The organism is Bacillus sp. FSL P4-0248, from assembly GCF_038593305.1.
GTDB classification, from domain to species: Bacteria; Bacillota; Bacilli; order Bacillales; family Bacillaceae; genus Bacillus; species Bacillus safensis.
Window position 1 is genome coordinate 838970 of the sequence record NZ_CP151983.1, and the last position, 25037, is coordinate 864006.

Consider the following 25037-nt stretch of genomic DNA (forward strand, 5'->3'; position numbering starts at 1 on the left):
CAGCCTTTTTGCAGGAAGTTATATGTTAATCCTCTTTTTTTAGTGCAGCGATCACAGGATGTTTTTCAGTATCAAGCAGTTTTAAGAAATCTTCGCCTTGATCTAAATGATCAAGAACAAGCTGTTTCGGTGTGACCGCAAGCCACTGATTCAGTGAAATGTCTGCATAATGATCGCTCTTAAAGATTTCTAAGAAATAAAGCGGTTCGTCGCCTGTATTTTCTACATAATGCCCCATCGCAAATGGCACATAGCCAACGTCTCCCGCCTGATAGTTGAAGGTTCTCGCATGTCCATCAGAAGCAAATACCGTCATTCGTGCCTTTCCAGAAATAAAATATTGCCATTCATCCGTATTTGGATGCCAGTGCAGCTCGCGAATGGCACCTGGATCAACTTTCACAAGAGCGGATGCAATCGTTTTAGACGCTTTGAAATTGGTAGAGTCCGCAATCCACACTTGTCCGCCGCTTGACGTAATCGGCTCCTGTTTTAACAGCTCATATTTAAAGGAATTCGGGACTTCTCCTTGCTCTGTTTTCACCTTGTCACATTCAAGGGAACCAGGAATTCCTTTTTGGAAAATATACTTTTCTTTCTCTGGCAGCTTGTCAAACTGCTCTTTTGTCATACCGAAGTTCTTAAGCACGACTTCCTCTGGCGTATGGGCAAGCCAATCGGTTACTTGGAACGTACTATTTTCTGAGAATGACCCATCATCAAACACAAGCAAGAATTCAGCTCCCGGTTCAAGTGCTTGGATAGAGTGCGGCAGGCCAGAAGGGAAGTACCACAAATCACCCTCAGTCACATCCTCTGTAAAATTGCGCCCCTCTGCATCAACCGATGTAATCCGGGCTTCCCCATAAATCATGTACGCCCATTCCGCTTCCTTATGCCAATGAAGCTCTCGAATCGCACCAGGCTTTAGCCGCATATTAACAGAAGCAAGACTTTTAGAGATCGGCAGTTCGCGGACTGTTACCTCTCGGGCATAGCCGCCTTTTTCTAAACGATTGTGTGTATCAGAAAAAGAATATTTCAGGTTGGAGACCGTTCCATGATCGGTTTCTGGCGGCGTGAGCATATCTGGATTTTGTCTGTCCCGCTCGAGATTACGTGGAATTTTGACCGTTGCTCCTTTTTCTCCTCGAATCGGCTGTGGTATTCCATTTTGCTTTTCACTCATGATAAAATCCCCTTTCAACATCGTATTGTGTGAGGTGACAAAAGGCCTTTCATTTCGCCCTCGTTTTCATAAGGTGAAACGAATCAAGCAGATGTCAATCTGATTCATCATTTTTTTGAGCAGCGACTAATCGTTGGATGAGCTTGCTTAATTCATCAAACTTTCGTTCAAAGCGTGTCAGCAAGTAAACCGTCAAAATGGCAGGGAAGCCAGCCTGACCGAGTTGCTTCAGCCATTCCTCTGAAAAAAAGGTCTCCATTTGTCTCACCTCCCAGCGGATGCTCGTCTTCTATATAAGTGGTATGAAAGAAGAAAAAGGAAAGTAGAGGGGGATAAAATGAACCATTAGACCCGTTTCACGAAGTTTACTTTTTTTAACTTTTGTCCACTTAATGCTAGTAGAGGGAACAAAGGGGAGGATGCACATGGATTATCGGCTGTTATTGAAAGCAAAATGGAAAGAAATCATTGATCACCCGCTCATTCAGCAGTTTTTAAGCAACCCGAAAAACGAGCAGCTGCTCCGGCAAGTCATGGAAGAGCCAAACGAGGAAAATGCCAAAAAACTAGATTCCGAGTTCAAACAGTTCTATCAGAAAATCCGCATCATCAAGTATATCTCCACAATGATACGCATCTTTTCAGTCGACTTTGACAAACGAGTAAAAAAGAAACAGCAGCGTTTTCCGCTCATACTCGATCATCCTGATACGCAAGAAGTGAAAGATCCTGTTCAAACAGATACGTATGAAGCCGTGCTCTTCAACCAGCAAGACCTAGGGGAGCATCTGCAAAATCAAACATTGTACAAGGCCTACCAGCAGCTCACAGACAAACAAAAAATGGTCCTAACCAAAATCTATGTCGAAGGACAAACAATGAAGGAAATAGCCGATCAGTTAGGCGAAACAAGACAAAACATCTCAAACATTCACAAAAAAGCGCTCAACAAACTAAAAGAAGAAACAGGGGGAGATGTCCGTGCAAGAAGACAAAATGACCAATGGAGAAATGGAAGAACTCATTGAAACCTTCACACCCATGATCAAAAAGAAACTACAAAACACGGCATATCAAGAAAGAGAAGACCTCGAACAAGAACTCTATATCAAACTCATCGAAAAAGTAGACCGGCTAATTTACCAAGAAGGCCCTGGATTTTGGGAGTTTATTGTGGAATATATGACGAAGTTGTAAGAGTGAAGCACAAAAAAAGACTCGCTCACACAGAGCCGAGTCTTAATTTTTTTTGCAGTTTTTCTTCACTGAAAATCCAGCCGGTATAGGAATTTTTGATTTGGTGGTCCATGTCGATATGGCAGATCGCGACAAAAGGATAATGACCTTTGCTGCGGTAGCGCAAATCAATGAACCGCACCTCATAATGATCCTTGTATTTATCTACTTCCCACCGGTAGACAGGGGAGAAGGAGAGAAAGGCTGAAATGTTTTCATCTTGCTTGGCAATTTTCATAATTTCAGTATCAGGGACCGGCACCCGGTTAAAGGTGTCTAAAATGACAACCTCTCCATTCATACTGCGCCCAACATGGAAAGAGGATTTGCATTTCACGGCAATGCGCCATTGTCTGAACTTCATTGTAGGCGAAATGATAATCTCTTCAATTTCATCGAATCGTGCACGCAGCTGACGTTTAATCTGAAGCTGCATGATGACCCTGACGATATAGTAACAGAAAATCACCGCGTACAGCGTTATGAACGTATAGCCGGGATGTCCGCCAATCGCCCAAACGACAATGGCGACAAGGTGTGTAAAAAAGATAAACGGATCAAACGTATTAATGATCCCAAGTGCTACCCATTTCTTTGAAAATGGACGAATGGCCTGCGTGCCGTATGCATTGAAAATATCGACAAACACATGAAGCACAACGGCTAATAGTGTCCATAACCAAAGGTGAAGTAAATTCGCCCCCGGCACAAATGGGAAAATCACAGCCGGAATCAACAATGACCAAAACAGTACAGCCGGAATGGAATGTGTAAATCCTCGGTGATTTCTTATATAAACCGCATTATTTTTTAGTTTTAGCACAGTATCAATGTCTGGTGCTTGGGAGCCGGCGATGGTCGCGATCATCACGGCGTGTGCCATGTGTGGATCTGCGCTGACGGCTGGATCTAAAAGTGCAAGTCCCCCAAGAGAAATGCCCATTACTACATGAGTACCAGTGTCCAATTGATTACCTCCTAGTTGTCATGCTTAGGAACAATCATACAAAGTATACGTCTCCAATCAAGACTATGTGCAAAATCACTTTTGCTTTATCCCGATTTAATGTAACATGTTAACGTATCTACAAACAGTATACAACAAATAAGGTTCTATTCAGAACGTTAGCCCTCGGTCCAATGAGAAGGAGTATAGATATGAAAGACATTCAAGAAAAGCTGGACCGCAAAGATATTGCGGGCTTTCAGCATGATTTAATTGATTGGTATGAAAAAGAACAACGAACATTGCCATGGCGTGAAAATCAAGATCCATACCGCGTCTGGGTATCAGAAGTGATGCTTCAGCAAACGAGAGTAGATACGGTCATTCCGTATTTCAACCGGTTTATGGAGCAATTCCCGACGGTGAAGGATCTCGCTTTAGCTGATGAAGAAAAGGTCATGAAAGCATGGGAAGGTCTTGGCTACTACTCAAGAGTGCGTAATTTACAGGCAGCTGTGAAAGAAGTATATGAATCCTACGGCGGTGTTGTCCCTAATACGAAAGAGCAATTTTCAAAGCTCAAAGGTGTAGGCCCGTATACGAGCGGCGCAGTGCTGAGTATCGCCTATAACAAGCCGTATCCTGCGGTAGACGGCAACGTGATGAGGGTCATTTCTCGTATTTTGTCCATATGGGATGATATTGCAAAACCAAAAACGAGAAATGTTTTCGAATTTGCGGTCGATCAGCTCATTTCCCGGGAAAAGCCGTCAGAATTTAATCAAGGGCTGATGGAGCTTGGTGCGCTCATTTGCACTCCAACATCCCCTGCCTGCCTCATTTGCCCTGTGAACATGCATTGCTCGGCATTCGAGGAAGGCGTTCAGCATGAGCTCCCAGTGAAAAGCAAAAAGAAAAAGCCGACTGCAAAATCAATGGCAGCAGCGGTGTTATTTGATGACGCAGGCAACCTATATATTCATAAGCGGCCAAGTACAGGCCTCCTTGCGAATTTATGGGAATTCCCTAACATGGAAACCATGAAGGGAAGAAAAACGGAAAAAGAGCAGCTCATTGATTTCTTAAAAGAGGAGGCAGGTGTACAAGCTGAGCTTGGTGATTTAGAAGGCACCATTCAGCATGTATTTACCCACCTCATCTGGAATATTTCTGTTTTCTTTGGACGAGTTACCTCTGTATCCGATGACACGAAGCTGAAAAAAGTCACAACAGAAGAATTTGAGGCATATGCTTTGCCAGTCTCACACCAAAAAATTTGGAAGCTGGCACTTGAGCAGCCTAGTCGTATTTAACCGTTGTACCGTGGGTATAATCAGCTTCATTTCGGTGCAGACCCCCGCGGTCTTCGATTTCAGAAATGATTTCTCGATACTTAGATTGCCCTTCTTCATTCAAATAAGGTAAAATTTGTTGGAAAGCATGATGAAAGTAAGCAAGCTCAGTATCTTTCCATTGATCCTTGGACATCATGCCAAGCTGGCTTAAATCGCGTCCGACATACATGAATGTAACCTCCTAATAGGAACTTTCCTATTAGTGTGAAGCGAATGAACGAAAACTATTCAAATCAGGAGATGAACCATAATGAGTCAACGTAAATGTGCATTAATTACAGGAAGCAGCAGAGGAGTAGGGAAAGAAGTAGCTCTCCGCCTCGCTGAAAAAGGATATGACATTGTCATTAACTATGCGAGAAGCAAAAAAGCCGCACTTGAAACAGCGGAAGAAATTGAAGCGATGGGTGTTAAAACATTGGTTGTCAAAGCCAATGTAGGCCAGCCTGAGAAAATCAAAGACATGTTTCAGCAAATCGACGAAACCTTTGGCCGTTTAGATGTATTTGTGAACAATGCGGCATCAGGTGTTCAGCGTCCTATTATGGACCTTGAAGAAAATCATTGGGACTGGACAATGAATATCAATGCGAAAGCCTTGTTATTCTGCGGACAAGAAGCCGCGAAACTAATGGAGAAAAACGGCGGCGGACATATCGTCAGCATTAGCTCTCTTGGCTCTATTCGCTATCTTGAAAATTACACAGTAGTCGGCGTGTCAAAAGCAGCACTAGAAGCTTTGACACGTTACCTTTCTGTTGAGCTGTCACAAAAAAATATCGTCGTCAACGCCGTATCAGGCGGCGCGATCGATACCGATGCACTCAAGCACTTCCCGAACCGTGAAGAGCTTTTAGAAGATGCGAAGAAAAACACACCTGCCGGCCGAATGGTGGAAATTAAAGACATGGTCGACAGCGTGGAATTCCTTGTATCAGGCAAAGCAGACATGATTAGAGGCCAGACGATTATTGTGGATGGCGGACGTTCTTTGCTTGTTTAAAAAAATCATGAATAGGATCTGCACCTTCTGCACAAATTAATGTGCGTGGAGGTGATAATGATGGATCAACAACAAAACAAAACAAACGCGCAACAAGTGAAGAAACAAAACCAAGCTTCTGCACAAGGCGGTCAATTTGGTACTGAATTTGCTAGTGAGACTGACGTACAGCAAGTAAAAAAATACAACCAAAAAGCTGAGCAAAACAAACAACAAAACAGCTAATCACTGAAACAAAGGAAAGCACTTCATATACGAATGAAGTGCTTTTCTTTTTTGCCTCTCATCACCATCCGACAAAACCTGTAAAACCTCTACATAAACAGTCAAAGGATTTCTTCCTTCTTTCAAGAAATGGTATACAGACAAAAAGTGGATTCGATGAAAAGGGAGGAGTTAGATGTCTGATTTCGATCAGCTTGTAAAAGAACAAATGCAGCTCATGGATCAGCTGCTCGATGTGCAGGGAGAACTCGATCTATGCTTAGAAACAGAAAAACAATTGCAGCAGGATGAAAAAAAAGAAGAGTGGCATAGGCTTTGTGATCAGATCAAACAGAAACGTGAGGAACTGCAAAAAGTGCAAACCTTATTTACAAAACAAACAGAAGAGGTCATCAATTCATATAAACAGATGGAATAGAGTTCTAGCGTGATGTAAGTCAGTGTGCCGTTCAATTGGGTTGAATGGCTTTTTCATTTCATTTTTTAATGATGTAACGGTATAATATAATAGAGACATGTTTAGTTGGGAAATTAGGTCTTTGGACTGTTAGGTTTGTTTGTTATAGAAAGTAGGGGAGAAAATATGGGCTATCCCAAGGAAGGAGAAACCATCCAAATTCAAAGCTATAAACATAATGGCTTGATCCACAGGATTTGGAATGAAACCACCATTCTGAAAGCAACGGAATTGTGTATCATTGGTGCAAACGACCGTACAATGGTGACTGAATCCGACGGCCGTACTTGGATGACGAGAGAACCGGCTATTTGCTATTTCCATGCAAAACAATGGTTTAATGTAATTGGGATGCTTAGAGATGATGGGGTATATTATTACTGCAACATCAGCTCTCCTTTTGCGACAGATGATGAGGCAATTAAGTATATTGATTACGATTTAGACGTCAAAGTCTTTCCAGACATGACGTACAATATTTTGGATGAGGACGAATATGCAGATCATAAGAGGCAGATGAATTATCCAAAAGAAATCGATAGTATCTTAAGAGAGCATCTGAATACATTACTGCATTGGATTCACCAGCGGAAAGGTCCGTTTGCGCCTGAATTTGTGGATATGTGGTATGAACGTTTTTTACATTATACAAAATAAGCAAGAGCATCAAAAAACCTGTTTGGCTTTTTAGGCTAACAGGTTTTTGACTGCGTACGGATAAGAGGCACTGATAGATTGGGAAGGAGATTTACATGGGGGTCATTAAACGCTACATGGCTTTTGTAACACCGTATAAAAAACAGATTGCATTGACAATGGTCATCGGAATGATTAAGTTCTCGATTCCCTTAACCTTGCCTCTGCTTTTAAAGTATGTCATTGATGATGTCATTCAAGGCTCGGGGTCAGCTGAAGAAAAGACATCAACTCTACTGATCATAATGGGAATCATGCTTGTATTATTTTTAGTGTTGCGGCCGCCTGTTGAATACTATAGACAATACTACGCACAGTGGACAGGCAGTAAGGTATTGTTTGATATTCGGGAGAAGCTGTTCTCGCATATTCAAAAGCTAAGTCTTCGTTATTATGCCAACACGAGAACAGGAGAAATTATTTCAAGAGTGATCAACGATGTGGAGCAGACAAAAGAATTTGTCATCACAGGTCTCATGAACATTTGGCTGGATATGATGACCGTACTGATCGTGATCGCCATTATGTGTACACTGGATCTGAAGCTCACCATCGTGTCTGTCATTATTTTTCCGCTCTACGCGTTTGCAGTAAAGTATTTTTACGGACGGCTTCGCAAGCTGACAAAAGAGCGGTCACAGGCGCTGGCTGAAGTGCAAGGGCACCTGCATGAGCGGGTACAAGGAATGCCGGTCATTCGCAGCTTTGCGATTGAAGAATATGAACAAGAGAATTTTCATGATGAAAACAAAAATTTCTTAAACAAAGCAATCAACCATACGAATTGGAACGCCAAAACATTTGCCGTCGTCAATACGATCACTGACATTGCACCGCTGTTAATCATTGCATTTGCTGGCTACACCGTGATTAACGGGTCGCTTTCGATTGGGACCATGATCGCCTTTGTCGGCTATATTGACCGGATGTACAATCCAATTCGCCGTCTCATTAACTCATCCACGACTTTAACCCAGTCGGTGGCATCAATGGATCGGATCTTTGAGTTTATTGATGAGCCATATGAGGTCACAGACCGGCCGAATGCAAAAGAAGCCAATCATTTAAAAGGAGAGGTAGAGTTTAAAAATGTGTCGTTTCGTTATGAACACACGCAGGAAGAGATTCTGCACAATATCTCCTTGAAAGTAGAAAAAGGACAAACGGTTGCGCTTGTAGGAATGAGCGGTGGAGGGAAGTCGACACTCGTCAGCTTAATTCCAAGGTTTTATGATGTCACAAACGGGTCACTTGAAATTGACGGCATTGATATCAAAGAGTACAAAGCAAGAAGTCTTCGAAATCAAGTCGGAATGGTGCTGCAGGATACATTCCTATTCAGTGACACGATTAAAGAAAATATTGCGGTTGGTGACCCTGAAGCACCTTTTGAAAATATCGTGTCGGCTGCAAAAGCGGCAAATGCGCATGATTTTATTATGTCTCTTCCTGAAGGATATGACACGAAAGTAGGAGAACGGGGCGTGAAGCTGTCAGGCGGACAAAAACAGCGGATTTCCATTGCAAGGGTATTTCTTAAAAATCCACCGCTTTTGATTTTAGACGAAGCGACGTCTGCACTTGATTTAGAAAGTGAGCATTACATTCAAGAAGCGATGCAAAAGCTGGCGAAGGATCGCACAACCTTTATTGTCGCACACAGATTATCAACCATTACACATGCTGACCTAATTGTGGTCATGGAACAAGGCGAAATTGTGGAAAAAGGAACACACGAAGAATTAATGAACCAAGACAGCCACTATCGTCATTTATTTACCATTCAAACTTTAAATTAGTAAAAGCCTATCCGATTCTAGCGGATAGGCTTTTTTATGCTTGTCAAAAACATGACATATTTCCCAGCTTGTCTCAATACAATTTTAAAAAGTATGACGGGGTGGTGAATATGTGAAAGAACAAGACGTGCTGCTAGATGTCAAACAGCTGTCCATTGCGTTTCAGCAGAAAAAACAAAAAGTGCCCATCGTCCATCACATATCGTTCTCGATTCAAAAAGGAGAAACGTTAGGGATTGTGGGCGAATCTGGCTGCGGGAAAAGTATCACAAGCATGTCATTAATGGGATTGAATCAGCAAACCGATACAACGGGCGAGGTTCACTTCGAAGGGCAAAATCTGCTGTCACTTTCAGAGAAAGAGTGGCGAGAGATAAGAGGAAATGACATTTCGATGATTTTCCAAGAGCCCATGACCTCTCTGAACCCATTAATGCCCATCGGCAAACAAATGACGGAAGCCCTTTTCACACATCAAGCAATCGGTCAGAAAGAAGCAAAAGCGAAGGCAGTTGATCTTCTTGAAACAGTTGGGTTGAAGCAAGCGGAATCGTTACTTAAAAAATATCCACACGAATTATCAGGCGGTATGCGCCAGCGAGTCATGATTGCGATGGCTATGCTTTGTCACCCAAAGCTCATGATCGCTGATGAACCGACAACTGCACTTGATGTAACCATCCAAGCGCAAATACTTCGTCTGCTCAAAAAGCTGAACGAAGAAATGGACACTGCTATTTTATTTATTACCCATGATTTAGGTGTCGTGCGGCAAATATGCCAGCGAGTCATGATTATGTATGCCGGTCGAATTGTAGAAGAAGGAACCGTTGACCGTATTTTTCAAAAACCTCTGCATCCCTACACGAAAGGTCTTTTCGCCTCAGTTCCATCGTTTAAAGAGAAAAAAGAAAAGCTCATCTCTATTGCAGGTCATGTGCCTAAGCCAGGGGCCATCCGGTCCGGCTGTCAATTTGCACCACGCTGCCCATATCAAATGGCGCAATGTCTTGAAAAAGATCCAGCCTTACAATCCATTGAACAGAATCACCGCGTGGCATGTTTTCTAATGGAAGGAGGAGAAGACACTGAGTCACCCACTTTTGCAAGTGAATCAGCTGACAAAACGGTATGACACAGCCGCTTTTTTTTCTAAACATAAACAATCGACTTTGGCTTTAAATCAAGTGTCCTTTCACGTGAAGGAAGGAGAAACGCTTGGCATTGTTGGTGAATCAGGCTGCGGGAAATCAACACTTGGCAAAAGCCTAATGAGATTGACTGAACCGACGTCAGGCTCTATTCAATTAAAAGGGCAGGAGATCACCCTTCTAAAAGAACGAGATATGCGTTCCTTAAGAAAAGACATTCAAATGATCTTTCAAGATCCATATGCTTCTTTAAATCCAAGAATGAAAATCAAAGATATTTTAGAGGAACCACTGATTGTCCATCAGCATGGGACGAAAGCAGAAAGACGGAAACGGGTAAAAGAGATGCTGCACATTGTTGGATTTGATCCTTCCTACGGAGAACGTTATGCGCATCAATTCAGCGGCGGGCAAAGGCAGCGTATCGGTATTGCTAGAGCACTTATTACGCACCCAAGTCTTGTCATTGCCGATGAACCAGTTTCGGCTTTGGATGTATCCGTTCAAGCGCAAATTTTGAATTTGATGCTTGAATTGCAAAAGACGCTTTCTCTGACGTATCTGTTTATTTCTCACGACCTTGGGGTTGTCAGATATATGAGTGACCGGATCGCCGTCATGTATGCTGGGCGCATTGTCGAGATGGGGCCTGCCGAAGATGTGTTTCACAGTCCGCTTCATCCCTATACGTCGCTGCTTCTGAAATCCATTCCACATATGGATCACGTACTAGAGGCGCAAGATGTGGCAGCAGAAGAGACCACAATGACGGAACGCGGCGGCTGTCCTTTCTACAAAAGGTGTCCAAAAAGATGGGAGAAATGCCTGAAAGCAGTTCCTGCTTTGTATGAGGAGGCACCGGGGCACGCAGCCGCGTGTTATTTATATCAAAAGGAGGAACACAATGAAGAAGACATGGTTATTCAGTAGTTTCATTTTTGTGCTGGCACTGGCTCTCTTTTTAGGGGGATGCTCGTCTTCACCGACATCAGAAGAAAAGGCAACAAAAGATACCCTCGTATTTGGCAGAGGGGGAGATTCCACTTCACTAGATCCAATCACAACAACAGAAGGCGAAACCTTTAAGGTCACAGAGAATATATTTGAAAAGCTCTTGAATTACGGTGAGAAAGACACGACCATCCATCCTGGCCTCGCAACAGAATGGGATGTTGCAAAGGACGGAAAATCATACACGTTCTACTTAAGAGAAGGTGTGAAATTTCACGATGGCACAGACTTTAACGCAGAAGCAGTGAAATTCAATTTTGAACGCTGGATGAATGGAGACGCAGAAAAGTTTCCTTACTATGGGATGTTTGGCGGCTATAAAAAAGATAAAGGGCATGTCATTAAAGACATCATCGTCAAAGGCGAGCATGAAATTGAATTTCAGCTGAAGCGCCCGCAGGCGACATTTCTCAAAAACATTGCTATGTCACCATTTGGCATCGCAAGTCCAGCGGCTGTTGAAAAAAGCGGCGATTCATTTAGAGAAAATCCAGTGGGGACAGGACCATTCAAGTTTAAAGAGTGGAAGCAAAACGACCGTATCGTGTTAGAAAAAAACGAGGATTATTGGCAGAAGGATAAGCCAAAGCTGAATCAAATCATCTTCCGCTCCATTCCAGAAAACTCTGCTCGTTTAAATGCCCTTAAAACAGGCGAGATCGACTTAATGGATGGCGTGAATCCGTCAGATTTAGATGGCATTAAAACCGACAAAGCACTCCAGCTCATTGAAAGACCATCGATGAACGTAGGCTATATCGGACTGACTGTCACAAGAAAGCCGCTTGATAACAAGCTCGTTCGTCAGGCACTCAATTATGCGGTCGATAAAGAATCGATTATTGAGTCATTTTATGGCGGACTTGCTGAGCCAGCAAAAAATCCATTGCCGCCTGCTTTAGAAGGCTACAATGACGACATTGATCCATATCCGTATGATCCAGAAAAAGCGAAAGAACTATTAAAAGAAGCGGGCTTCCCTGACGGCTTTCGCATCAAGCTTTGGGCAATGCCTGTACCGCGTCCATATATGCCAGATGGAATGAAGGTAGCAGAAGTCATTCAGTCAAATTTTGAAAAGGTTGGCGTCAAAGCAGAAATTGTGACATATGACTGGGCCACCTATTTAGATAAAGCAAGTAAAGGGGAAGCAGATGTGTTCTTATTAGGCTGGACAGGGGACAATGGCGATCCTGATAATTTCATTTACACGCTGCTGGACAAAGACAGCATTGGCGGTAACAACTATACATTCTTCGAAAACGATAAAATGCATGACATCCTCATTGAAGCGCAAACAGACACAGATCAAAAGAAACGAAATGAGCTGTATAAAAAAGCACAGGAAATCATTCATGACGAAGCGCCTTGGATTCCATTGGTGCATTCAATTCCAATGCTTGCCGCATCTAATGATTTAAAAGGCTACCAGCCGCATCCAACTGGTTCTGAAGCTTTAACTGACGTGTATTTCGAATAAGCAAATAAGGGAGATCTTGTATCTCCCTTATTCAAACAAAGAAAAAGGCGGTGAAAGCTGTTTGTTTGCTTATTGTATGAAGCGGGCAGGAATGCTCATCCCAGTACTCATCGGAATGACCTTGGTCGTGTTTTCAATTATTCGTTTTATACCTGGAAATCCAGCGCAGGTCATCTTAGGACAGCGGGCAACGAAAGAGGCAGTAGAACAATTAACGATCCAGCTCGGTTTAGATCAGCCATGGTACGTTCAATACGGTCATTATATGCTTGGCCTTTTAAAAGGGGATTTAGGAACTTCCATTCGAACAGGAGCGGCTATTGCCCAGGAAATGAAGCCTTACTTATTTGCGACGTTAGAATTGACCTTTTTTGCCATGGTGCTGGCGATTGTTGTGGGAGTGAATGCCGGAATCATTAGTGCTTGGTTTAAGCATTCTTTCTTTGATTATGCCGCGATGTTTATTGCACTCATCGGAGTGTCCATGCCGATTTTCTGGTTAGGTTTAATGGGGCAGTGGCTGTTCTCGATCGAATTAGGTATTTTGCCGACAACAGGCCGAGAAGATGTAAGGAATCCAGTCGAGTCGATCACGTATATTCATACACTGGACACGCTTTTGCAAGGCCGGTTTGATCAATTCGCTGACAGCATCAAGCATTTGATCTTACCAAGTACAGCACTCGCAACAATTCCTGCTGCGATTATTGCGAGAATTACAAGGGCAAGTATGCTGGAAGTGCTTCATTCCGACTTTATTCGAACAGCAAAAGCAAAAGGAGTACGTTCATTTTTTATCATTTATCAGCATGGCCTGAAAAATGCGCTCATTCCGGTCTTGACGATTATTGGTCTTCAGACGGGCCTCTTGCTTGGTGGAGCGATTTTAACAGAAACCATTTTTGCTTGGCCGGGAATCGGACGGTATATATATGACGCCATCAGTTATCGCGATTACCCAGTCATTCAAACAGGTATTCTTGTCGTTGCGCTTATATTTGTCCTGATCAATTTCATTGTGGACATCTTGTATGCGGTCATTGATCCAAGGATTAAATATTAGGGAGGGAGAGTGACAATATGGAAGCACAAAAAGAGCTTGAACCACCTCAGCCAAAAGATGAACGCTCTCAATCATTGATTCTTGAATCAATGAAGCAGTTCTTTCAGCACAAGCTGGCGGTCATTGGCAGTGTGATTGTCTTTTTATTTCTTATCCTAGCGATCTTTGCACCGCTCATTGCTCCTTATGGAATCAATGAACAATCACTTGGTGAGCGATTTAGTGCCCCTTCAGCTGCGCACTGGTTTGGTACGGATGATTTCGGCAGAGATATATTTTCAAGAGTTGTGCATGGAGCACGGATTTCCTTATGGGTCGGTTTCTTCTCGGTTCTCGGGTCTGTCATTTTAGGCACACTGCTTGGATTGATAGCAGGCTATGGCGGAAGAGTGCTAGATGCTGTGATCTCCAGACTGTTTGATATTTTACTCGCTTTTCCTAGCATTCTATTAGCGATTGCTATTGTCTCCATCCTAGGCCCCTCCTTACAAAATGCCCTTATTGCCATTGCGATTATTAATGTCCCAACCTTTGGACGGCTTGTTCGTTCAAAAGTGCTGAGTATTAAACAAGAAGAATACGTTCTGGCAGCAAAGGCGGTTGGTATGTCACACCGCCGCATCGTACTGCGTCACATTCTGCCAAATAGTATGGTGCCAGTCATCGTACAGGCAACGCTAGCAATCGGAACCGCAATTATTGAGGCAGCGGCTTTAGGCTTTTTAGGATTGGGTGCACAGGCGCCAAGTCCAGAATGGGGGAAAATGCTCGCCGATGCGAGACCTTATCTCGTTCAAGCCCCCTGGACATTATTCTTCCCAGGAATAGCGATCATGCTGACAGTTCTAGGCTTTAACCTGATGGGGGATGGATTAAGAGACACACTGGATCCGAAAATGAAGAAAATAAAATAAGACCGATTCTCAGAATCGGTCTCAGCGCGCAGGCAAACCCTCGCATTCGGTGTCAGTCCTGCGTGCCGGTGCTCACGAATACTCAATTCGCTCCGCTCCGGTACTCGTTCTTCCTAGACTGCAAAGGTTTTCAGGTTACGCTGAAAAGAAGACAAAGAGCTAAAATCAAGATCATTTTAGCTCTTTGTCAACAATTTAAGACCGATTCTAGGAATCGGTCTTTTCTGTTTATGCTTCTTTTTCTTCTGTCTCAATTTCACTATCTTTTGGGTGATACGTCTGGAAGCTTGTAATCAATGTATCTAGATGCTCTAATTCATCACGGTATTCGATGATGCTGGACATGACATTCAGCATGTTGTAATCGAGTAAGTCGTTTTCTTGGTTTTGCTGATGCTGAATAAATGATTTCGTTAACGTCTCAAGGCGAAGAGAGCATTCATTTTGAAATTCATCATCCTGCGGCTTCATTTTTCCGACGAATTTCATCAATGTGCGCTCATGCCAATACAGTAAATAATCAATTTCATCCGTTAAGCTTTCCCTGAAATGCTCTGGCATTAAATGAATTTCATTTTCTAATTTATGAAGCTTTTTCAGCAAATACAGAGCGCGATTCGATGTCATAATGGCCTGCCTGAACAAAACAAGCTTTCTTGATTTGACATACGTGGTTTTCTTTAAATAGCTTCGTTCTTCTTTGTATAGCAAGTAAATATGATCTAATTTGATCATGCGTTCTTTTATTTGATCGATGTCATCCTTTAATGTGGAATGATCAGTAGACTGTCTGGAGCTCAGACGGATCCATTTTAAAATCTCCTCCGTATTTTCCATAATGTGATGAACAAGCTTTGTTTCATATTTTGGCGGCAGGAAGATTAAATTCACTAAAAATGAAGAAAGAACTCCTAACACCACAGTAGCTGTTCGGATTAGGGCAAAGGAAAGGAAATGATCCCCTGCACTTTCTAAAATCGCGATGACGGTTACAAGTGCAATCGGAATCGTGTGTTCAATCTTCAGCTTTAAATTAATGGCGATGACCATGACGGCGGTTAAACCGATAATGACTGGTCCTGTGCCAAAAAGCAGACCGAACGTAATGGCAAGCGCTGCTCCAATAATATTGGCTTGCACTTGATCAACAATGGTTAAAAAAGATCGATAAATAGATGGCTGGATAGCAAATACAGCTGCAATTCCCGCGAAGACGGGCGTTGGCAACCCAAGCCATGTTGCCAGGTAAAGCGCGAGTACAATGGCAATACCAGTTTTTAAAATACGGGCTCCAAGTTTCATTGGTTTTGTCCCTGCATTCCTTTCTTTTCGATAATAGATGATCACTCGTCATTTATCATTCATATTTTGATGAAACAACTAAGTAATATACAGCGGTCTTCCGAAATATTCAAGTGATTTTTGAAAGTTCATGAAAACATCAAAAGAAGGTATTGAGAAGAAATGTAACAGATTCGCACGCTTTTGACAAACAAGAGCTGGTAAATAAAAAAACAGGCGCATGTTTTTACGCCTGTTTGGGACTTCATTATGATTGTTTCAGCTGTGCAAATGCATGATCTACTGCTTGCAGCGTCTCAGAAATATCTTTTTCAGTATGTGCGATCGTTAAGAACCAAGCTTCATATTTAGAAGGAGCGAGGTTAATGCCTTGCGCGAGCATTAATTTGAAGAAACGGGCAAACATTTCGCCATCCGTATTTTCAGCCTGCTCGTAGTTCACAATCGTTTCTGTTGTGAAATAAATTGTGAGCGCTCCTTTTAAGCGATTCACTGTAATATCTACTTGATGCTTTTTGGCATGGGCTAAAATGCCTTCTTCTAACATAGCGCCAAGCTGATCAAGACGCTCGTAAACGCCGTCTTCTTTTAACAATTCCAAGCAGGCAATACCTGAAAGAATGGATGCAGGGTTTCCTGCCATTGTGCCAGCTTGATAGGCTGGTCCAAGCGGGGCAACTTGTTCCATAATTTCTTTTTTACCGCCGTAAGCGCCGATAGGAAGTCCGCCGCCAATAATTTTTCCTAATGCAGTGAGGTCAGGTTTTACTTGAAGCAAATCCTGTGCACCGCCATACATAAAGCGGAAAGCGGTAATGACTTCATCATAAATCACCAGTGCGCCTTTTTCATGTGTGAGGTCATTGACCTGCTGCAGGAAACCGTCCTTAGGTTCTACGATGCCAAAGTTCCCGACAATTGGTTCGACAAGGACAGCTGCTATTTCATCTCCCCAGCGATCTAATGCTTCTTTATAGCTGTCAATATCATTAAATGGAACGGTAATGACTTCATTGGCGATACTCTTTGGTACGCCCGCGGAATCGGGTGTTCCTAAAGTGGAAGGACCAGAGCCTGCAGCCACTAGCACAAGATCAGAGTGGCCGTGATAGCATCCGGCAAACTTAATGATTTTTGTTCTGCCTGTATATGCGCGAGCCACTCGAATTGTTGTCATCACCGCTTCTGTACCTGAATTGACAAAACGAACTTTGTCTAAAGCAGGCATGGCTTCCTTCAGCATTTTAGCAAAAGTGACTTCATGCTTCGTTGGTGTTCCGTAAAGGACACCTGTTTCAGCCGCTTTCGTGATGGCTTTTGTAATATGCGGGTGGGCATGTCCTGTAATAATTGGACCGTATGCTGCCAGATAATCGATATAGCGGTTTCCGTCAACATCCCAAAAATAAGCGCCTTCTCCTCTTTCCATCGCAACGGGTGAACCGCCGCCTACTGCCTTATATGAACGAGACGGGCTGTTGACACCCCCAACAATGTGCTCCAGCGCCTCTTGATGTAATTTTTCTGATTCTGTGAATTTCATAAATAGCCTCCTATCTCAACGTATCACGTCGTCTATCATTATTTTAACATGCCGATGCAAGCGTCCTTAGTTGAATATCCTCTCAAAATTGGATAGGCTAATTAAAAAATAGGTTGGAGGGATTGTGTCATGACAATCGAAGTAGGGCAGCAAGTACCTGACATTGAATTAACCGGTGACAATGGGGAGAAAGTAAAGCTTTCTGATTTTAAAGGAAAACATATTGTTCTTTATTTCTATCCAAAAGATATGACACCAGGCTGTACAACAGAAGCATGTGATTTCCGCGACCGCCATCAAAGCTTTGCAGAATTAGATGCTGTCATTATCGGCGTAAGCCCAGACAGTCAGGACAAGCACCAAAAGTTTAAAGAAAAACATGATTTGCCGTTTCTTCTTCTTGTAGACGATGAACAGAAATTGTCTGAAGCCTTTGGGGTATGGAAGCTGAAAAAGAATTTTGGCAAAGAATATATGGGAATCGAGCGTTCAACGTTTCTGATTAATAAAGAAGGCACGCTTGTGAAAGAATGGCGAAAAGTAAAGGTAAAAGACCACGTAGAGGAAGCGCTTGAGGAATTGAAAGCTCACGCTTAATATCCTCACAGGATGAGATCGGCAGTCATGCCGGTCTTTTTTGTAAAGAAGAATAGGTAAAAAAGAGGATTGTAATTGACAAAGTTTCGGCTCTGGGGGTACACTATTTATAAAGATTATAATATAAGAATATTTTTGAAGAGAGGTGCATGATGAAATGGCTGCTCACGAACTAAAAGACGCTTTAGATGCTCTAAAAGAAACCGGTGTTCGAATTACCCCGCAGCGCCATGCCATCTTGGAGTTTCTCGTAAATTCTATGACACACCCAACCGCGGACGATATATATAAAGCACTTGAAGGAAAATTTCCAAATATGAGTGTCGCAACGGTTTACAACAATTTACGAGTCTTCCGGGAATCTGGATTAGTAAAGGAATTAACGTATGGTGATTCCTCAAGCCGATTTGATTTTGCGACATCTGACCACTACCATGCGATTTGTGAAAACTGCGGAAAAATTGTGGACTTTCACTATCCTGGCCTTGATGAAGTTGAACAGCTTGCATCCCATGTGACGGGCTTTAAAGTCAGTCATCATCGCTTGGAGATCTATGGTACTTGTCAAGAATGTGCGAAAAAAGAAAATCATTAATGAAAAAGCTGACCGTTTAAATGGTCAGCTTATTTTTATGACTTTTTTCGATTGTAGGATTCATCAAACTCTTTACCTTCTAATGCTGGATCAAGTGTAAGCGGCTCCCTGCAATGCATGCACATGTCCACCCGTCCAAGCACTTTTGTTTCCTTCTCACAGCCTGGACAAACGACACGTACTGCCTTCGTAGAAAGCATACCAATCCAAAAGTAAACGGCTGTACTTAATCCAATCGATAAGACGCCGAGCAGCATAAAGAAAGTCGACAGCCAGATCGATTCCTTGAAGAACACACCGATATACATGATCAGAAAGCCAACAAAAACCAAACTAAGTGCAAATGTTCTGATTTTATTAATCTTACTGGAGTATTTCGCCATCCCTAGTCCCCCTTATCTCCAATATAGCACATTTTACCTTTCCGTTTGAATTAGTTATAGAGTTTTGTGAATAAATTGCTTATAATGATTCAATGATCTTTTTTCATGTATTGAAGGAATTTTGATTCTATGAGGAGAAATACATAGCATTAGAGAAGAACCTTACACCCGAGTATTGGAGGAATCACTATGGAAAATCTTCTCCGTCCTATTTATCAAGAGAGAGCAAGCCATCCAGACACATTAGCTGTGATTATAGTAGAAAGAAGACATAAAGTATCTTCTGAGACGGATAACTTTGATGCAGCACTTTTGGTCATCGTAAAAGAAGCGGAAGAGCCGTTATTTATCAAGCACTATGAATCCGATCACCAAACAGCTTCTTTAAATGTTGTCACAGATGATCAACTGAAGGAATGGATTACCCTCGGCACTAACCGCCGAATCATCGATTGGATTTTGAATGGAAAAGTCCTGTTTGATCGAAATGAATATATCTTCAACTTAATTGATGAACTAAGTACATTCCCGTTTTCAAACCGCAAGCTCAAAATCGGTTTAGAATATGGCAAACTCATTCGCAGATATATAGAAGGAAAAGCATTTTTTGAGTCAAATCAATTCCTTGATGCATATAATTCCATTGTGCATGCCCTGCATCACCTAGCACGTATTGAAGTAATTGATAAAGGCTTCCACCCAGAAGTGACCGTTTGGAACCAAGTGCGTCATATGGAACCTGAAGTATACAAACTTTATTCAGAACTGATTGAAAGCCATGAAAGTCTGCATAAACGTTTGGAACTTTTATTTTTAGCAAATGATTTTTTGATCCATTCAAAAGCAGAAATTGGTGCCGCTCATTTGCGTCATGTCATGGAACAGAAGGATATATGGCTTTTTGGTGAGCTTCTTGCACACCCTGATCTAAAGTATTTCACGCCTGACCTTAGTGTCATGATTGATTTCTTTGTGGAAAAAGGAATTGTTCAAGTGGAGGCGATTGAGACAAAGGGACAAAAAATCTATCATCGAGGATATTTTGTGAAAAAAGATATTGACGCATGAATATTATGATGGTATATTATTAAACGTCGCTAACGAGCAACTGAGTTGCTTTGAAAGAAAAGCTGACAAAAAGAAATTCTAAAAAACGCTTGACGCACACGGTGCTCAAATGTTATATTAAGAAAGTCGCCTCTGAGCGATAACGAAGATGATCTTTGAAAACTAAACAAGACAAAACGTACCTGTTAATTCGAGTTTTTATAAAAAAATCCTATGAAACTTCATAGGTAGTCAGTCAAACTGGCGAGGCAGGAAATGATCACATGCTAAGTTCGCTACATCGTGTAGCAACGCATGTGTGATATGCATCCTGCATACCTCGGAGAGTTTGATCCTGGCTCAGGACGAACGCTGGCGGCGTGCCTAATACATGCAAGTCGAGCGGACAGAAGGGAGCTTGCTCCCGGATGTTAGCGGCGGACGGGTGAGTAACACGTGGGTAACCTGCCTGTAAGACTGGGATAACTCCGGGAAACCGGAGCTAATACCGGATAGTTCCTTGAACCGCATGGTTCAAGGATGAAAGACGGTTTCGGCTGTCACTTACAGATGGACCCGCGGCGCATTAGCTAGTTGGTGGGGTAATGGCTCACCAAGGCGACGATGCGTAGCCGACCTGAGAGGGTGATCGGCCACACTGGGACTGAGACACGGCCCAGACTCCTACGGGAGGCAGCAGTAGGGAATCTTCCGCAATGGACGAAAGTCTGACGGAGCAACGCCGCGTGAGTGATGAAGGTTTTCGGATCGTAAAGCTCTGTTGTTAGGGAAGAACAAGTGCGAGAGTAACTGCTCGCACCTTGACGGTACCTAACCAGAAAGCCACGGCTAACTACGTGCCAGCAGCCGCGGTAATACGTAGGTGGCAAGCGTTGTCCGGAATTATTGGGCGTAAAGGGCTCGCAGGCGGTTTCTTAAGTCTGATGTGAAAGCCCCCGGCTCAACCGGGGAGGGTCATTGGAAACTGGGAAACTTGAGTGCAGAAGAGGAGAGTGGAATTCCACGTGTAGCGGTGAAATGCGTAGAGATGTGGAGGAACACCAGTGGCGAAGGCGACTCTCTGGTCTGTAACTGACGCTGAGGAGCGAAAGCGTGGGGAGCGAACAGGATTAGATACCCTGGTAGTCCACGCCGTAAACGATGAGTGCTAAGTGTTAGGGGGTTTCCGCCCCTTAGTGCTGCAGCTAACGCATTAAGCACTCCGCCTGGGGAGTACGGTCGCAAGACTGAAACTCAAAGGAATTGACGGGGGCCCGCACAAGCGGTGGAGCATGTGGTTTAATTCGAAGCAACGCGAAGAACCTTACCAGGTCTTGACATCCTCTGACAACCCTAGAGATAGGGCTTTCCCTTCGGGGACAGAGTGACAGGTGGTGCATGGTTGTCGTCAGCTCGTGTCGTGAGATGTTGGGTTAAGTCCCGCAACGAGCGCAACCCTTGATCTTAGTTGCCAGCATTCAGTTGGGCACTCTAAGGTGACTGCCGGTGACAAACCGGAGGAAGGTGGGGATGACGTCAAATCATCATGCCCCTTATGACCTGGGCTACACACGTGCTACAATGGACAGAACAAAGGGCTGCAAGACCGCAAGGTTTAGCCAATCCCATAAATCTGTTCTCAGTTCGGATCGCAGTCTGCAACTCGACTGCGTGAAGCTGGAATCGCTAGTAATCGCGGATCAGCATGCCGCGGTGAATACGTTCCCGGGCCTTGTACACACCGCCCGTCACACCACGAGAGTTTGCAACACCCGAAGTCGGTGAGGTAACCTTTATGGAGCCAGCCGCCGAAGGTGGGGCAGATGATTGGGGTGAAGTCGTAACAAGGTAGCCGTATCGGAAGGTGCGGCTGGATCACCTCCTTTCTAAGGATATATGGAGCAGCGTACGTTTTCGTCTTGTTTAGTTTTGAAGGATCATTCCTTCAAAACATGTCTCTAGCGAGACAGGATTGTTCTTTGAAAACTAGATAACAATAAGTAATACATTCACATTGAATGCAATGCAAAGTTCATCACACATAGTGATTCTTTCTAAAGTAAGAAATGGTTAAGTTAGAAAGGGCGCACGGTGGATGCCTTGGCACTAGGAGCCGATGAAGGACGGGACGAACACCGATATGCTTCGGGGAGCTGTAAGCAAGCTTTGATCCGGAGATTTCCGAATGGGGAAACCCACTGCTCGTAATGGAGTAGTATCCATACTTGAATACATAGAGTATGAGAAGGCATACCCGGGGAACTGAAACATCTAAGTACCCGGAGGAAGAGAAAGCAAATGCGATTCCCTGAGTAGCGGCGAGCGAAACGGGAACAGCCCAAACCAAGAGGCTTGCCTCTTGGGGTTGTAGGACACTCTATACGGAGTTACAAAGGAATGATATAAGCGAAGAGGTCTGGAAAGGCCCGCCAAAGAAGGTAACAGCCCTGTAACTGAAATGTCGTTCTCTCCAGAGTGGATCCTGAGTACGGCGGAACACGTGAAATTCCGTCGGAATCCGGGAGGACCATCTCCCAAGGCTAAATACTCCCTAGTGACCGATAGTGAACCAGTACCGTGAGGGAAAGGTGAAAAGCACCCCGGAAGGGGAGTGAAATAGATCCTGAAACCGTGTGCCTACAAGTAGTCAGAGCCCGTTAACGGGTGATGGCGTGCCTTTTGTAGAATGAACCGGCGAGTTACGATCCCGTGCAAGGTTAAGCAGAAGATGCGGAGCCGCAGCGAAAGCGAGTCTGAATAGGGCGCATGAGTACGTGGTCGTAGACCCGAAACCAGGTGATCTACCCATGTCCAGGGTGAAGTTCAGGTAACACTGAATGGAGGCCCGAACCCACGCACGTTGAAAAGTGCGGGGATGAGGTGTGGGTAGGGGTGAAATGCCAATCGAACCTGGAGATAGCTGGTTCTCTCCGAAATAGCTTTAGGGCTAGCCTCAAGGTAAGAGTCTCGGAGGTAGAGCACTGATTGGACTAGGGGCCCCTACCGGGTTACCGAATTCAGTCAAACTCCGAATGCCGATGACTTATCCTTGGGAGTCAGACTGCGAGTGATAAGATCCGTAGTCGAAAGGGAAACAGCCCAGACCGCCAGCTAAGGTCCCAAAGTATACGTTAAGTGGAAAAGGATGTGGAGTTGCTTAGACAACCAGGATGTTGGCTTAGAAGCAGCCACCATTTAAAGAGTGCGTAATAGCTCACTGGTCGAGTGACTCTGCGCCGAAAATGTACCGGGGCTAAACGTATCACCGAAGCTGCGGACTGTTCTTACGAACAGTGGTAGGAGAGCGTTCTAAGGGCTGTGAAGCCAGACCGGAAGGACTGGTGGAGCGCTTAGAAGTGAGAATGCCGGTATGAGTAGCGAAAGACGGGTGAGAATCCCGTCCACCGAATGCCTAAGGTTTCCTGAGGAAGGCTCGTCCGCTCAGGGTTAGTCGGGACCTAAGCCGAGGCCGAAAGGCGTAGGCGATGGACAACAGGTTGATATTCCTGTACCACCTCCTCACCATTTGAGCAATGGGGGGACGCAGGAGGATAGGGTAAGCGCGGTATTGGATATCCGCGTCCAAGCAGTTAGGCTGGGAAATAGGCAAATCCGTTTCCCGTAAAGGCTGAGCTGTGATGGCGAGCGAAATTTAGTAGCGAAGTTCCTGATTCCACACTGCCAAGAAAAGCCTCTAGCGAGGTGAGAGGTGCCCGTACCGCAAACCGACACAGGTAGGCGAGGAGAGAATCCTAAGGTGATCGAGAGAACTCTCGTTAAGGAACTCGGCAAAATGACCCCGTAACTTCGGGAGAAGGGGTGCTTCTTAGGGTGTTAAAGCCCCGAGAAGCCGCAGTGAATAGGCCCAGGCGACTGTTTAGCAAAAACACAGGTCTCTGCGAAGCCGTAAGGCGAAGTATAGGGGCTGACGCCTGCCCGGTGCTGGAAGGTTAAGAGGAGCGCTTAGCGTAAGCGAAGGTGCGAATTGAAGCCCCAGTAAACGGCGGCCGTAACTATAACGGTCCTAAGGTAGCGAAATTCCTTGTCGGGTAAGTTCCGACCCGCACGAAAGGCGCAACGATCTGGGCACTGTCTCAACGAGAGACTCGGTGAAATTATAGTACCTGTGAAGATGCAGGTTACCCGCGACAGGACGGAAAGACCCCGTGGAGCTTTACTGCAGCCTGATATTGAATGTTGGTACAGCTTGTACAGGATAGGTAGGAGCCTTGGAAACCGGAGCGCTAGCTTCGGTGGAGGCATCGGTGGGATACTACCCTGGCTGTATTGACCTTCTAACCCGCTGCCCTTATCGGGCAGGGAGACAGTGTCAGGTGGGCAGTTTGACTGGGGCGGTCGCCTCCTAAAATGTAACGGAGGCGCCCAAAGGTTCCCTCAGAATGGTTGGAAATCATTCGCAGAGTGTAAAGGCACAAGGGAGCTTGACTGCGAGACCTACAAGTCGAGCAGGGACGAAAGTCGGGCTTAGTGATCCGGTGGTTCCGCATGGAAGGGCCATCGCTCAACGGATAAAAGCTACCCCGGGGATAACAGGCTTATCTCCCCCAAGAGTCCACATCGACGGGGAGGTTTGGCACCTCGATGTCGGCTCATCGCATCCTGGGGCTGTAGTCGGTCCCAAGGGTTGGGCTGTTCGCCCATTAAAGCGGTACGCGAGCTGGGTTCAGAACGTCGTGAGACAGTTCGGTCCCTATCCGTCGCGGGCGCAGGAAATTTGAGAGGAGCTGTCCTTAGTACGAGAGGACCGGGATGGACGCACCGCTGGTGTACCAGTTGTTCTGCCAAGGGCATCGCTGGGTAGCTATGTGCGGACGGGATAAGTGCTGAAAGCATCTAAGCATGAAGCCCCCCTCAAGATGAGATTTCCCATTCCGCAAGGAAGTAAGATCCCTGAAAGATGATCAGGTTGATAGGTCTGAGGTGGAAGCGTGGTGACACGTGGAGCTGACAGATACTAATAGATCGAGGACTTAACCTATATTCTATTGTGAAGCATGAACATTGTTATCTAGTTTTGAGAGAAT

The 25037-nt window shown here is 44.4% G+C and carries 22 protein-coding genes, 2 rRNA genes and 1 pseudogene; 18 read left to right on the forward strand and 7 right to left on the reverse strand.

Annotation, left to right across the window (positions count from 1 at the left end; translation table 11 throughout):
* Nucleotides 1–25 precede the first annotated feature (25 nt).
* Nucleotides 26–1189, reverse strand: coding sequence for an oxalate decarboxylase family bicupin (locus NST65_RS04130; protein WP_065215152.1), 1164 nt, complete (start codon nucleotides 1187–1189; stop codon nucleotides 26–28).
* 94 nt (nucleotides 1190–1283) lie between these two features.
* The gene (locus NST65_RS04135) at nucleotides 1284–1448 is read right to left on the reverse strand and encodes a YvrJ family protein (protein WP_073204399.1); all 165 of its coding nucleotides are present in this window, start codon (nucleotides 1446–1448) and stop codon (nucleotides 1284–1286) included.
* Between the two features lie 166 nt (nucleotides 1449–1614).
* Between NST65_RS04135 and NST65_RS04140 the strand changes: the two genes are divergently transcribed.
* Nucleotides 1615–2217, forward strand: coding sequence for a sigma-70 family RNA polymerase sigma factor (locus tag NST65_RS04140; RefSeq protein WP_065215153.1), 603 nt, complete (start codon nucleotides 1615–1617; stop codon nucleotides 2215–2217).
* Nucleotides 2165–2386 (forward strand): sigma-O factor regulator RsoA, encoded by a 222-nt coding sequence (rsoA, locus tag NST65_RS04145; RefSeq protein WP_041087348.1) that lies wholly within the window; start codon nucleotides 2165–2167, stop codon nucleotides 2384–2386. The genes NST65_RS04140 and rsoA overlap by 53 nt, the downstream gene beginning before the upstream one ends.
* A 25-nt stretch (nucleotides 2387–2411) precedes the next feature.
* Here the strand turns inward: rsoA and NST65_RS04150 are convergent, their stop codons facing one another.
* Nucleotides 2412–3392: a metal-dependent hydrolase gene (locus NST65_RS04150; RefSeq protein ID WP_034623275.1), complete on the reverse strand. Its 981-nt coding sequence runs from the start codon at nucleotides 3390–3392 to the stop codon at nucleotides 2412–2414.
* 191 nt (nucleotides 3393–3583) lie between these two features.
* On the opposite strand from NST65_RS04150, the gene mutY reads away from it, so the two are divergent.
* The gene (mutY, locus tag NST65_RS04155; RefSeq protein WP_065215154.1) at nucleotides 3584–4684 is read left to right on the forward strand and encodes an A/G-specific adenine glycosylase; all 1101 of its coding nucleotides are present in this window, start codon (nucleotides 3584–3586) and stop codon (nucleotides 4682–4684) included.
* On the opposite strand, the gene NST65_RS04160 is transcribed toward mutY, so the two are convergent.
* Nucleotides 4671–4895: a hypothetical protein gene (locus NST65_RS04160; protein WP_003217808.1), complete on the reverse strand. Its 225-nt coding sequence runs from the start codon at nucleotides 4893–4895 to the stop codon at nucleotides 4671–4673. The genes mutY and NST65_RS04160 overlap by 14 nt on opposite strands.
* An 81-nt stretch (nucleotides 4896–4976) precedes the next feature.
* Between NST65_RS04160 and fabL the strand changes: the two genes are divergently transcribed.
* From fabL to NST65_RS04210, 10 genes and pseudogenes are all read left to right on the forward strand, one after another.
* The gene (gene fabL / locus NST65_RS04165) at nucleotides 4977–5729 is read left to right on the forward strand and encodes an enoyl-[acyl-carrier-protein] reductase FabL (RefSeq protein ID WP_024425211.1); all 753 of its coding nucleotides are present in this window, start codon (nucleotides 4977–4979) and stop codon (nucleotides 5727–5729) included.
* Between the two features lie 75 nt (nucleotides 5730–5804).
* A pseudogene (locus NST65_RS04170) lies at nucleotides 5805–5954 on the forward strand (gamma-type small acid-soluble spore protein); the annotation flags it as partial.
* 175 nt (nucleotides 5955–6129) lie between these two features.
* Entirely contained in the window at nucleotides 6130–6372 is a 243-nt protein-coding gene (locus NST65_RS04175) for a YgaB family protein (protein WP_065215155.1), read from the forward strand.
* Nucleotides 6373–6537: 165 nt separating this feature from the next.
* Nucleotides 6538–7068 carry a DUF402 domain-containing protein gene (locus NST65_RS04180; protein WP_024425209.1) on the forward strand — a complete coding sequence of 177 codons (531 nt, stop codon included), beginning with the start codon at nucleotides 6538–6540 and terminating at the stop codon, nucleotides 7066–7068.
* Between the two features lie 95 nt (nucleotides 7069–7163).
* Nucleotides 7164–8906, forward strand: coding sequence for an ABC transporter ATP-binding protein (locus tag NST65_RS04185; protein ID WP_065215156.1), 1743 nt, complete (start codon nucleotides 7164–7166; stop codon nucleotides 8904–8906).
* 112 nt (nucleotides 8907–9018) lie between these two features.
* Entirely contained in the window at nucleotides 9019–10041 is a 1023-nt protein-coding gene (locus NST65_RS04190) for an ABC transporter ATP-binding protein (RefSeq protein ID WP_111927648.1), read from the forward strand.
* Nucleotides 10010–10987 (forward strand): ABC transporter ATP-binding protein, encoded by a 978-nt coding sequence (locus NST65_RS04195; RefSeq protein ID WP_080708071.1) that lies wholly within the window; start codon nucleotides 10010–10012, stop codon nucleotides 10985–10987. Before NST65_RS04190 ends, NST65_RS04195 begins: the two co-directional genes overlap by 32 nt.
* Nucleotides 10962–12548 carry an ABC transporter substrate-binding protein gene (locus NST65_RS04200; RefSeq protein ID WP_065215157.1) on the forward strand — a complete coding sequence of 529 codons (1587 nt, stop codon included), beginning with the start codon at nucleotides 10962–10964 and terminating at the stop codon, nucleotides 12546–12548. The genes NST65_RS04195 and NST65_RS04200 overlap by 26 nt, the downstream gene beginning before the upstream one ends.
* Before the next feature lie 61 nt (nucleotides 12549–12609).
* A complete protein-coding gene (locus NST65_RS04205; RefSeq protein ID WP_046314355.1) occupies nucleotides 12610–13611 on the forward strand; it encodes an ABC transporter permease in 1002 nt (333 codons plus the stop codon).
* A gap of 17 nt (nucleotides 13612–13628) precedes the next feature.
* Complete coding sequence (locus NST65_RS04210) at nucleotides 13629–14525, forward strand: ABC transporter permease (RefSeq protein WP_025093464.1); 897 nt, start codon at nucleotides 13629–13631, stop codon at nucleotides 14523–14525.
* A 228-nt stretch (nucleotides 14526–14753) separates the two neighbouring features.
* Here NST65_RS04210 and NST65_RS04215 read toward each other — a convergent pair whose 3' ends face one another.
* Both NST65_RS04215 and NST65_RS04220 read right to left on the reverse strand, forming a co-directional pair.
* Complete coding sequence (locus tag NST65_RS04215; RefSeq protein WP_034284217.1) at nucleotides 14754–15827, reverse strand: aromatic acid exporter family protein; 1074 nt, start codon at nucleotides 15825–15827, stop codon at nucleotides 14754–14756.
* A gap of 247 nt (nucleotides 15828–16074) precedes the next feature.
* Nucleotides 16075–17370 carry a glutamate-1-semialdehyde 2,1-aminomutase gene (locus NST65_RS04220; RefSeq protein WP_034284215.1) on the reverse strand — a complete coding sequence of 432 codons (1296 nt, stop codon included), beginning with the start codon at nucleotides 17368–17370 and terminating at the stop codon, nucleotides 16075–16077.
* A gap of 129 nt (nucleotides 17371–17499) precedes the next feature.
* Here NST65_RS04220 and bcp point away from each other — a divergent pair, with 129 nt between their 5' ends.
* Complete coding sequence (bcp, locus tag NST65_RS04225) at nucleotides 17500–17967, forward strand: thioredoxin-dependent thiol peroxidase (RefSeq protein ID WP_024425791.1); 468 nt, start codon at nucleotides 17500–17502, stop codon at nucleotides 17965–17967.
* Nucleotides 17968–18124: 157 nt separating this feature from the next.
* Complete coding sequence (gene perR / locus NST65_RS04230) at nucleotides 18125–18562, forward strand: peroxide-responsive transcriptional repressor PerR (protein ID WP_012009347.1); 438 nt, start codon at nucleotides 18125–18127, stop codon at nucleotides 18560–18562.
* A gap of 35 nt (nucleotides 18563–18597) precedes the next feature.
* Here perR and NST65_RS04235 read toward each other — a convergent pair whose 3' ends face one another.
* Nucleotides 18598–18945 (reverse strand): YgzB family protein, encoded by a 348-nt coding sequence (locus NST65_RS04235; RefSeq protein WP_024425201.1) that lies wholly within the window; start codon nucleotides 18943–18945, stop codon nucleotides 18598–18600.
* Between the two features lie 189 nt (nucleotides 18946–19134).
* Here NST65_RS04235 and NST65_RS04240 point away from each other — a divergent pair, with 189 nt between their 5' ends.
* The 3 genes from NST65_RS04240 to NST65_RS04250 all read left to right on the forward strand — a co-directional run bounded on the left by NST65_RS04240 (nucleotide 19135) and on the right by NST65_RS04250 (nucleotide 24991).
* Nucleotides 19135–20013: a nucleotidyltransferase-like protein gene (locus NST65_RS04240; RefSeq protein WP_065215158.1), complete on the forward strand. Its 879-nt coding sequence runs from the start codon at nucleotides 19135–19137 to the stop codon at nucleotides 20011–20013.
* Between the two features lie 316 nt (nucleotides 20014–20329).
* Nucleotides 20330–21878: ribosomal RNA gene (locus NST65_RS04245) — 16S ribosomal RNA — on the forward strand.
* A 182-nt stretch (nucleotides 21879–22060) separates the two neighbouring features.
* Nucleotides 22061–24991 (forward strand): 23S ribosomal RNA (locus NST65_RS04250).
* The 16S and 23S rRNA genes sit together here, the layout of an rRNA operon.
* The last annotated feature ends 46 nt before the right edge of the window (nucleotides 24992–25037 follow it).